Source organism: Cohnella sp., assembly GCF_041640265.1.
GTDB lineage: Bacteria > Bacillota > Bacilli > Paenibacillales > Paenibacillaceae > Cohnella.
This window is the reverse complement of the sequence record NZ_JBEQAP010000059.1, coordinates 24,501-34,244: the sequence shown is the minus strand read 5'-3', so window position 1 is coordinate 34,244 and position 9,744 is coordinate 24,501. Positions and strand designations below refer to the sequence as shown.

Here is a 9,744-nt window from a genome sequence, read left to right as displayed (position 1 = left end):
TTCATTTTCTTACGCTCAATGTTCAGTTTTCAAAGAACAATTCGTTATTTCTTGTCCGCTTCATTTCCGAAGCAGGAGTTACATCATATCGCGTATCCGACTTGATTACAACCCTCAATTTTTTCCAGTTCGTATGAGGCTTGCAATTCTTTCTGCTTGTCTTCTCTAGGAAACATTAGCATCAAATGCCGGAAATACAATTTACCATGGGCGAGGATAGAAGACAACCCACAAAAAGTTCCAGAAACCCGCAGCGGCGTGAGTGCTTCTAATGTATTATAGGCACGCCTAATTAATCGTCAGGAAAAGCGGTTAGCGAATGATATAATCACTAGCACAGTGAAATCGAACAGACAGCTGTTCATTCCCAATCGTAAGTAAGTGCTGTCGACCCTTTAGTCGGCAGCACTTATCGTTATCTCGATACCGTTTGGCACAGCTTCTCCATTAAACCGCAACCCGACCATACACCGATAGCATGAAGACAAAAGGATTAGAGAATGCTGCGTCTTCCTCCAATTTAGCCACGAGCAACCTGAATCCTTTTCCATAAATATCGCTCCGGTCCAACAGCCCTTCTCTTATCCGCTCTGCTTCCTCCGAATAACCTAGGCTCTCAAGCACGCTTATTTCAACCCACATGGCGTGACCTTCCAGCTTCTCCGATGGGATGACATCCATTTGCAGGTGATCGTATTGCCAGATATGAGTCAGTTCATGTGCCAATGTTGCAATTGCATCCACTCTAGTCGTGGCATTCGCCATGTACACGTGCATGGATCCTTGATCCCCTCGAACAGTTTGCCCGCACATACGGATTGGCTGCTCGGTCGCAGGGACTACCGGAACTCCACTCAAGCTATGCAGAGCTTGAGCCGGTACAAAGGACAGTTTCAAGCCTTCTCTAGCTGTATGCTTCAAGCGGACCGACATGACTGCACGAACCTCACGATAGATTTCTTGAAGATCCTCTATTGTCGTAACAACCTCATCGTAAGATTTAGCTGAACTCTCCGTCATTGCTTGGGCCTTTTCCGCTCGCGTGAAACGACTCTTTGCTGGCCGATTTGATGGAAAAGCTGCCTTCTCCTTGTGACCATGGTATAGAGTTTTCTTCAAATACTGTGTCCTCAATGTTCTTAATGATGGTTCAGGCAGCCACCTTCGGATATAGGATGCAAGCTCCTCGAAGGAAAAAAGCTGATACGGCAGGGTGCTGCCATGACGAATGTATAGATTGTTTTCTGCGGCCGAACTATTTTCTTCTAATACCCAAAATAAATAATCATCTAGAATTTCGAGCAGGTGGTCCCAATTCTGTACAATGCTTTCAAGTAATCCAAGGCTTAGGGAACTATCTTCAAATACATATAGTTGGAGAGTTTCCGAGCTATTCTTATTCGTTATATGGGATTTCATCCGAGGTACATATTTACACAAGCGATCACAGGCAGGATCATGACCATTGTGGAAGGATTCAGAAAATGCGGTACACACGGCAACATGCGCATGATTGTGCGGATACAAGGAAACAAACAACTCATTCAGCAAATAACTTAACGTGAAAGCAAGCCGATCCGCATGTTCGAATTCTCCGTCAAGAGAGTTGATCGTAACAATAAGCAGATTGCCTTGCGTATAGGATCGACAGTAACCCTGATCCTCCTCGCCTAATGGGACATAAATCACTTTATCGCTGTACAGGTTAATTTCATTCTCGAAATCAAAATACCCGTTCGTGTAGACCTCAAAGCTGCGAAACTCATGACGCAAAGAGATTTCAAATCGTTCGATCATTCGTCGAATCGGACTGCCGTTCGGTTGGCTCACGCTGTCCTTACGAATAGCATAGGTTCTGCTTTGCTTATATAGATGCTGTCCCGTAAGTGTCTCTACTGCTAATTCCACCCGTTGCTGCTTAGGATCTATTCGCGCAATCCGATACCAGCTGCCGTTGAAAGTCGCCGCTTGACCGGGCAAGTAGCTCTGATAAATATGATCACTAAGAATGCGGGCGATCGTCTGTCCGGATTGAAGCTGTACCGCAAAATAATTTGAGGAGCGCTGACTATGCTTCTCCGCTTGTTCCCTATTTAACCGATAAAGAACGATTTCCTTGTATGTATCCCCGGTTTCGGTTCGTACAAACTGCTTAACAAAACGTGTCTTCAGCATGTCATGTCGGTTGCCCGCTCCGCCCTGCTGCTCAACATAACGAAACACGCCATCCCGAATTGAACTGTTCTCCATACCTGCAACACGGAGGTATTCTTGGAGTTGCACTGCGGTTAACCATGTTCGTGACAGTTGGTCCATCATATCGTGAAAAGCTGTTTTTCTGTTCAATGCGGGCTTGGGTACTATCGATGCGATTTTTCTGTGATTCTGCATGAAAAAAGATGCATTAGCTGCCATATAGTCTCTCAAGAGATAAGGCGGAGAAACGACGATGACAAGAGCGTTCTCCTTCCCTGACGACAACCATTGTCCCAGGGCGTGAATCAGATTTCGCGTTGCATCACGGCAAATCACCACCGCTTGATCACTCTCAGGGACGGTCCACGCTCGTGAATGAAGTTCGATATCCTTTCGCAAACGATCGATTGCATGAGTCGGAAAGCTATATTCCGCAACAGCTTGACCGATGTTTTCTGCAAGCTCATTCAAATTATCCTTGCCTGGCATACTGTCGAAATGTACGAGCTTAACATTGTCCATATTCCATTTCAGAGCAGGGATAAGCAGTACGCCTTCAGGATCCAATACCCGATGCACCATACGAGGCATAATGCGCCGCTGCAGCATGCCCTTCTCTTGTGCTGCCGCCGCATAATAGAAGGTTTTAGTTCTGCTCTGGAGTACGGTGATGCTCGCAGGTGCAACATTAAATATTTTCTGCATGGCATCCTCTAGATCTTCCGCCCACTCGGAGAAAACCACATATTGAGGGAGTTTTATTGACTCAGCCATAGCTAGATCACTTAGCCGGAGAGCAAACAGCTTAAGAAAGCTCCCATACTTCGAGAATAGCTTAGCTCCTTCAAGGACCATAAACACCATATCCGACTGCTGCTGCACATACTCCGCTCCGATATAATCCATCAAGTGATCGGTATGTAAATCGTGGGTTTGGACAACTAACAGATTGGCTTCTATATTTCCTTGCAGGGCTTGGGCTAAGGAGGCAGCCCTCCACGCAAAGGCTGGTCCGCCCGCCTTTGCGACCCCTCTATTAAACCAGATAAGGCTAGCTTCCAGCTCATCTTCCGTTTCAACAATAAGAATCAGCTTTTTATTTTGAAGCAACAGTCGATACAAAGCCGGAAATATCACCTTGCTAATCGAGGAGAACATCCCGTCACGAACTAACAAATGATCGCCCCGTAACAAACCATGCACAATATCAAGCATTGTTGACGGCTCTGTTTGCTCCCCGATAACTTCATTTGCATGATGTATAATACCAGCTTGCAGGATTTGATCAGGCCAGAGCTCCATATATTCATTGTAAAGAGCTTCAAATGAAACGGAGGGCTGGGAATTCGTGTCCATATGTCGCACACTCGGTTTAACGGAAGTGCTCCCTCCAGACAGAAACCATACGCACTCTGCAAAAATCAGAAAAACAAACGCTAAGTAGTCCGGTAAATAAGCCGTATACGGTCTTAATTCCCCTCCGATATTACAAATCAAATACAGCATAAGTAAAAATCCGCAGACAAGGGAACTATAACGAAGTACTTGTTGGGCAAATCGCCACTCAGCCTTCACTCTGAGGATGCCATTCTGATCTTCGTAGAAGAGCCCAAGTGACTTCGAAGCCTCGTTTTTCCGATGACCGGAAGCATGCAAACGAGCTTGACTAACATGGATGACACCCGCTTTAAGGATCGCATAAAGTGCCAGATAACCTAAATTCACAAATACGAAGAGATATCTGCGCAAATCCGGGAATCGATTGGCCAGGTAAACGTCCATGCTCTCAAAAATATAAGAGTGCCCTGCCATGACAACAATACCGAAAACCAACGCAAGGATAGGCGACCAATACTGTAAATGGCGATTGTTCTTGTTGTGATTAGCTAAATAGAGACAACCTGCAATAAAAAAATACGCCGCGAGAATACCCGCCAGGAAAATCCGTTCAAAATCATTCATATCCGAAACACCCGATCTTGCTCGCAATGAATTCTGGAAGCAGGATAGAGCCGCGAATCGCGGATCGTGTCTTTGGACGGACCGAATACCATCTCCGTAACCTCGTCTCCTCGTGGTCCCGTATCATTTTGCTTCCTAAGAGGACTGTAAACGGGATGGTTGAGCGAATCATGTTCAAACCAAGATTGTTCATCGTATGTATTTTCTGTTGGATCTCGAACACCCCGAAGCTGAATTCCAAGCAATAAGGCAAGACGCTCACCGGCATCAATAGCTTCTTGTATTTCGGATTGATGGTAGCGCAGCAGCATCGTTTCCCGAAGTTTGGACTGATGGAATTTCTCAATGTAATTTGCACGCCCCGTCAATTTCTGAAGCTTGTAAAGCTTGTTCAAATATTCGATGTCATACCTGTGCGCTTCGGTTTGCTCCATCATTAGCTCGTCTAATCGCAAGTGCGAATTCAGTATCCGTTTCTTGATCGCGTTACCGATTCTCATCCTTGAAAGACCTATACAAGCGAGGAGAATTACAATTACAAGAGCAGGATAGAAGCTACTCGAGAGGGAAAAAAGGTGCCCGGAAGCATCCGAACCTTCATTCCATTTAATTAGGTAGGGAGCTAGCATGATCGTTGTGATCATGAATGACAACCAACCGATTTGACGAGCTTGCGGGATACTTCGCAACAGGTCGGTTATGTCTTTTTTAACGGATCCCATATCGTTGTCCCACGATGGTAAGGAGTAAGGTTTATGGGGGACTTGCCGCACTAGCTGCTCTCTAATTTCTTCAGCTTCTGCATGGATACAGCGCAGCGCTGCCTCGGGCTCTTCCTTCCCCAGATGCAACGGCACTTCCTGTAATTTCTTCAGAACATCGAGCTTACGTATCCCTTCCCTTGCAGAAGCAACAACCTGTTGCTCCCTTTTCTTCACGAAATCCCGAGCCGTATGTTCGAAATCGCGAAATTCCTGATCGAAGAGTAAGCGGTCCTTATATGTGAAATGCAGACGTGGAAGATCGATCTCTTTCAAAGTCGCTTGTCCGTAGGGTAACGACGTCCATTCTCCATACTCCGGCGCTGGCTCTTGCCTTCTATTTTGCAGGGAATTTTCTACTTTGGACTTGCCAATATACAGGTTCGTTAACCAGCGGCTCAGTAAAGTCTCCAGATCCGTTTCACGAAACGATACATCGATTGTATATGCATTACCCTCCTGCCAAAGCCTCGAAGAAGGTGAATTTACAGAAATTGCATTAATGACGTAAGCCGCCTTTAGCAATACCTTCATTCGCTTTGCCGGGAAGTCTTGAGGATAAGGAACACGGATAAAAACATAGGATATGATCGACGCTTTTATGCCAATCAAAGCTTTGATGACTTCCTTCAAATCGTTAGAGGGCTTGTACTCCGCTAATTTAGGTGATAAGGGAGCAACCGGAATTTGATTCACCCGGTTGTAAAACTCCCTTTCGATAGCATTGAGGTCGGTTTCCAACAAAATATCAGTTGGAATGTTGGACGGTTCTTCCTTCGAATACTTATCAAGGAGCTTTCTTTTGGGAATCAGTATGTTCTCTCTCAAACATTCCTTTATTCTGCTTACCCGACTCTCCAATAAATGCACGAATTCCGGCTTCGGAGCCTCCAAGGGGCCAGCTTCCTTCAAATCCAGCGGACCTCTCCATTCCCGATCGATAGACACAAACTCCGCTTCAAAGAACAGGTTTCCATTTGTACTTGGTTTCTCTGGCAGGCACCCCTGAATATCAAGCTCCCATACTTGTTTAAGAAAAGGATCTGCCGGGGCTCCATCAGCATGTCGATCAACGTCGTCGAAAGCTATTACAAATATCTTCAGGGGTGAGATCCTTCTTACTCGGAGCTTATCCAGAAACCTCTGCTGAAATCGATCAAGCTGCAAGCTAAGCCGCTCCCTGAAATCTTTCTCCTGCGAGATGTTTATCATCCATACCAGCTGCCATTCATCTACCATTTTGTAAAACAAGTATTCCGACACTTTATCCAGCAGCTCTTGATAAGCAGACAATCTGCTTGCCTGATGATGGAAGAAAATGAGCGAACCGGAAGAAATGCCAAGGTTAAAGAAACGTTCCACAAGGCTCCAATCTTGCGGCGTTTCTCCAAAATGCACGACGACCGTTCGCATCTTCAATCATCCTCTCTCTCTTGGTAAGAATGTAATTTATACTCTCCTAATCTTTTCTAACTTCCGATCGATAATGTTTCGCCAGTTGTTATATTGGGAAGAGTCTTGCTCGACCATATGTCGGACCTTGGAGCTCTCCCAGAGCGTGCCGATGAATTCTACTACTTCTCTCTTCGCAAGGACAATCCGATGTTCTCCGTAAATCTCAATAAAATAAGCTTCAATCTCTTCGAGAAGCAACAGCCTTAACTGGTTCGCTTTCTCCTGCAGGTCAGGTCGGGACGTATCCTCCATCTCATATAAGAAAAGAGCATCCAATATATTCGTAATTTCCGGTTTGGTGACAAGCATCAGATTTGAACACTTCTGAATGAATTGATGGCTTTGGATGTCCGCGTTATGTTTCTTCTTGTCCTGCGCCAGCGCTTCTCTCGCCCGATCTAATATTTCACCGCACATAATCGGATTATGAAGCAGACCGTGATGCAAGGAGAAAATTTCTCCCCCGATTTCCTTTCCGTTTCTGTAAATGAGGCGTGTACTTGCGATGTCGTTGTATTGGTAGAGGTGTTTGCCATGCGTATTCACGATGACAAGCCACTGATGGATCAGGCCAAGAATAAGAGCGCGGCCGCTCCGCTTGTTATCGAGCTCGGCTTGCTTTGGATTTAAATCCGGCATATTCGCCGGGAGGTGCCAACGTCTATCCAGATGAGGGGTAACCATCGGCTCATTCCGGTTCAACCTGTCGATTCTGCGTCTGTACGACGCATAATACTCACCTGCGGGACGGACATACGTGTCAGCCCAATCTCCGGAAGAAAACTTGTCGAAGTCCTGCACGCTGAGCCCATAATGAGCGCGATAACAAATAAGCTCGTATCTCGAAAACGCCGGATCTTGGATCGCTTTTTCTCCAAACAGATCATGTCGTTGATCAATAGCCAGCTGTTTTAAACTATCAGGATGAGTACCCCAAAACTTTAACTCCCTGCTATTGGATATGCTCGGAATGAAGGGGCTGGAGAGCTCCTCCAATGCCAAAATGCGCATTTGCAAATAAGGTATCTCTTCCCTCTGAAGTATGGCCGCTTCGCGTATTAACGCGGTTGTGATATCAATGTCGAGCCGGTCGCTGCATCTGGAACTTACATCTTCTCTCAGGTAAGAAAGAACATGCTGTCTGTATAACGTCTCCACCTTAAGCTCTTGCTGCATCTCCTCTGGAAGACGATTATCATTCCTGCGGCAGAATTGGTTATAATGCGCTTTATAGATCTGTCCAGCAACGTCTTGGGGAAGCACATCGTTGTCTAAAATCCTTCGAATACCCTCCCAGGTTGTATGAAGCATATCCGCGGATGCCAGCACATAATTGTGCGGGGTATCGTCTGTGTGCGAATACTTCCTTTCAATGTGCCCCAGCTCATGCAAAAGGTTCATCCGAGTATCCTTCAGGTTATCGAAGAAACGTTCCCAATCCTTGCACATTTGCTCGATGGACTGTGAGACAGAGATCAGCACGAGCTCAAGCAGCATCGACTTTTCGTATTTTCTTAACGTCGTTAGGTGACGATTCGCCTTCTCCTGGAACTCTTCTTTGAAGTCTTTCAATTGATTTCTATAAAGCCCTGACACGAAGCCCTGCTTCAGAGCCATATCTACGCGTTGCTGAGCGTTTGCGGTACGATTCGTATCGCTCAAACTGTAGGTATCGGCATATTTGTCTATTTGCTGCTTGGCGGCCTGATTCTGCGTGCGCAGGGCTTGAATCTTCGTACGGAGATCGGCCCGGATTCTGTATAACATATAACGAACGGCAATCGGATGAACCGGGTCCGGCTTCACCAGAAACCAGGTGTTTAAGCGATATTCCTGGCCTTCCGCACCGCTTAGCGAATGAGCATCCTGCTCCATAATCTGATGCACTGCAAACATTCTGTACTCGTACACCTTTTTGTTTATCTGCTCCAAGTAATAGTTCAGTTGGCTTTCAACACGCCCGATTTCTTGTTTGATCTGCTCTTTAATGCCGAGCTTGCCTTCATTAATGCGACTGTTTGCCTCCAAGGTTCTAAGCTCCGTGTCTTCTTCCAGCACCCGGTAGACATACTCTTCCACCTTCTTGAGGAACTGCTCCGCTTTGGCATCGCCAATTTGACCCTTCTCCAGCTCTTCATAAGCTTGTCTATAAACCTGCGTAAAGAACGGCTGCGGCTTCTCATCGTTGTAAATATTATCGAGATGCCAGATGTACCGATTGCCGCGGTCCGGCTTATCTCTCGCCACGCCTCGGCGCATATCGTTCTCATAACGGTCCAGCTCTTCCTCGAATAAGCGATCAAGGTGCAGCCAGCTCTCATTTAAGCCTTCGACGGAACGCCTCAGCGCAATATACTCCACAATATCTTTATAGGGATACGTAAGCGAAGCGACGCCGGCACCGCAGAATCTCCCTTTGCCTTCGGAGGAGATAAGCTCAAGAATTTGGTTATCCTCCTGTGAAAAGTGTTTCGTAGACATCGGGCTGAATAATTGCAAATAGATCGTCCGAGTCACTAGCTCAAGATAGTCGTCAAAGCTGTTCAAATGCTGCCCCTTCAGATTCTCGTAGTCGTATAAGAAGCAGAAATCAAATGGCAGCTGCTTCTCAGTAACCGCATGAGTGACACGTCCTTCAAGATCCTCTTGGTTCGGGCGATACTCTAATTCGATGGTGATGCCATCTTCCTCCCGCTGATTCCACTTCCCTGCTGCGCTGAGCGTTATCGCGTTAAGCTCCTTCATGCTCGCATATCCGTTAGATTGAACGGATTCCCACTCTCGGTTATCCAGAATGCCCGTACGGACGAACAAATCAGGCAATAAGAAAGCACCCCGAATGAGCACGCTCGATTGGCCGAAACGACGCTCCAGTATTTCGCGAAGGTACATCGCTACTTGCAGGAAAATTCCTGATCCCGTGCCTCCCGCGAGCGAGCTTAGGATGATCACCCGAACTCCTTGAATCGTGCGATCCCTTTGGACCGGAAAGATGGAATTAATGCTTTCCCAAAGCCCTTTGATCTTGTCCTCTTCCAGCGCCGCGCGAAAAGCCAGCCTGGACACTGCACGAATTTGTCCAGCTCCTTCGGTCATGGTCTTGCGGTTAAGCTGGGGATTCTCGGGAAACCAAGACTTAAGCCTATTATTCAAGGCTAAATATTCTCCAACGGAACGGGTTGTGCTTGTTTGCGTCACATTGTCCTTCAGATGCTCCAATTTGCGCAGGCTATTCACATCCGTGTCCAATGCGTGAATCGCTACTCTGCTTCGGCTGCCTTCCGGAATTCGGCCGTAAATGTCATTTACAACCTGTCCGCCGATACCGCCTAATCCAATCAATATGGTAGGTACGTTGTGTGTCATTAAC

The 9,744-nt window shown here is 46.5% G+C and carries 3 protein-coding genes; all 3 read right to left on the bottom strand.

What is annotated here, in order from left to right; all coding sequences use genetic code 11:
* Window positions 1-447: 447 nt before the first annotated feature.
* From ACESLK_RS26340 to ACESLK_RS26330, 3 genes are read right to left on the bottom strand one after another with little or no spacing between them, the layout of a single operon-like run.
* Entirely contained in the window at window positions 448-4,158 is a 3,711-nt protein-coding gene (locus tag ACESLK_RS26340) for a hypothetical protein (protein ID WP_373232774.1), read from the bottom strand.
* On the bottom strand, window positions 4,155-6,332 hold the full coding sequence (locus ACESLK_RS26335; RefSeq protein ID WP_373232773.1) for a hypothetical protein: 2,178 nt from the start codon (window positions 6,330-6,332) through the stop codon (window positions 4,155-4,157). Before ACESLK_RS26335 ends, ACESLK_RS26340 begins: the two co-directional genes overlap by 4 nt.
* A gap of 36 nt (window positions 6,333-6,368) precedes the next feature.
* Window positions 6,369-9,740, bottom strand: a complete 3,372-nt coding sequence (locus tag ACESLK_RS26330) for a tubulin-like doman-containing protein (RefSeq protein WP_373232772.1) — start codon at window positions 9,738-9,740, stop codon at window positions 6,369-6,371.
* Between the last annotated feature and the right edge of the window lie 4 nt (window positions 9,741-9,744).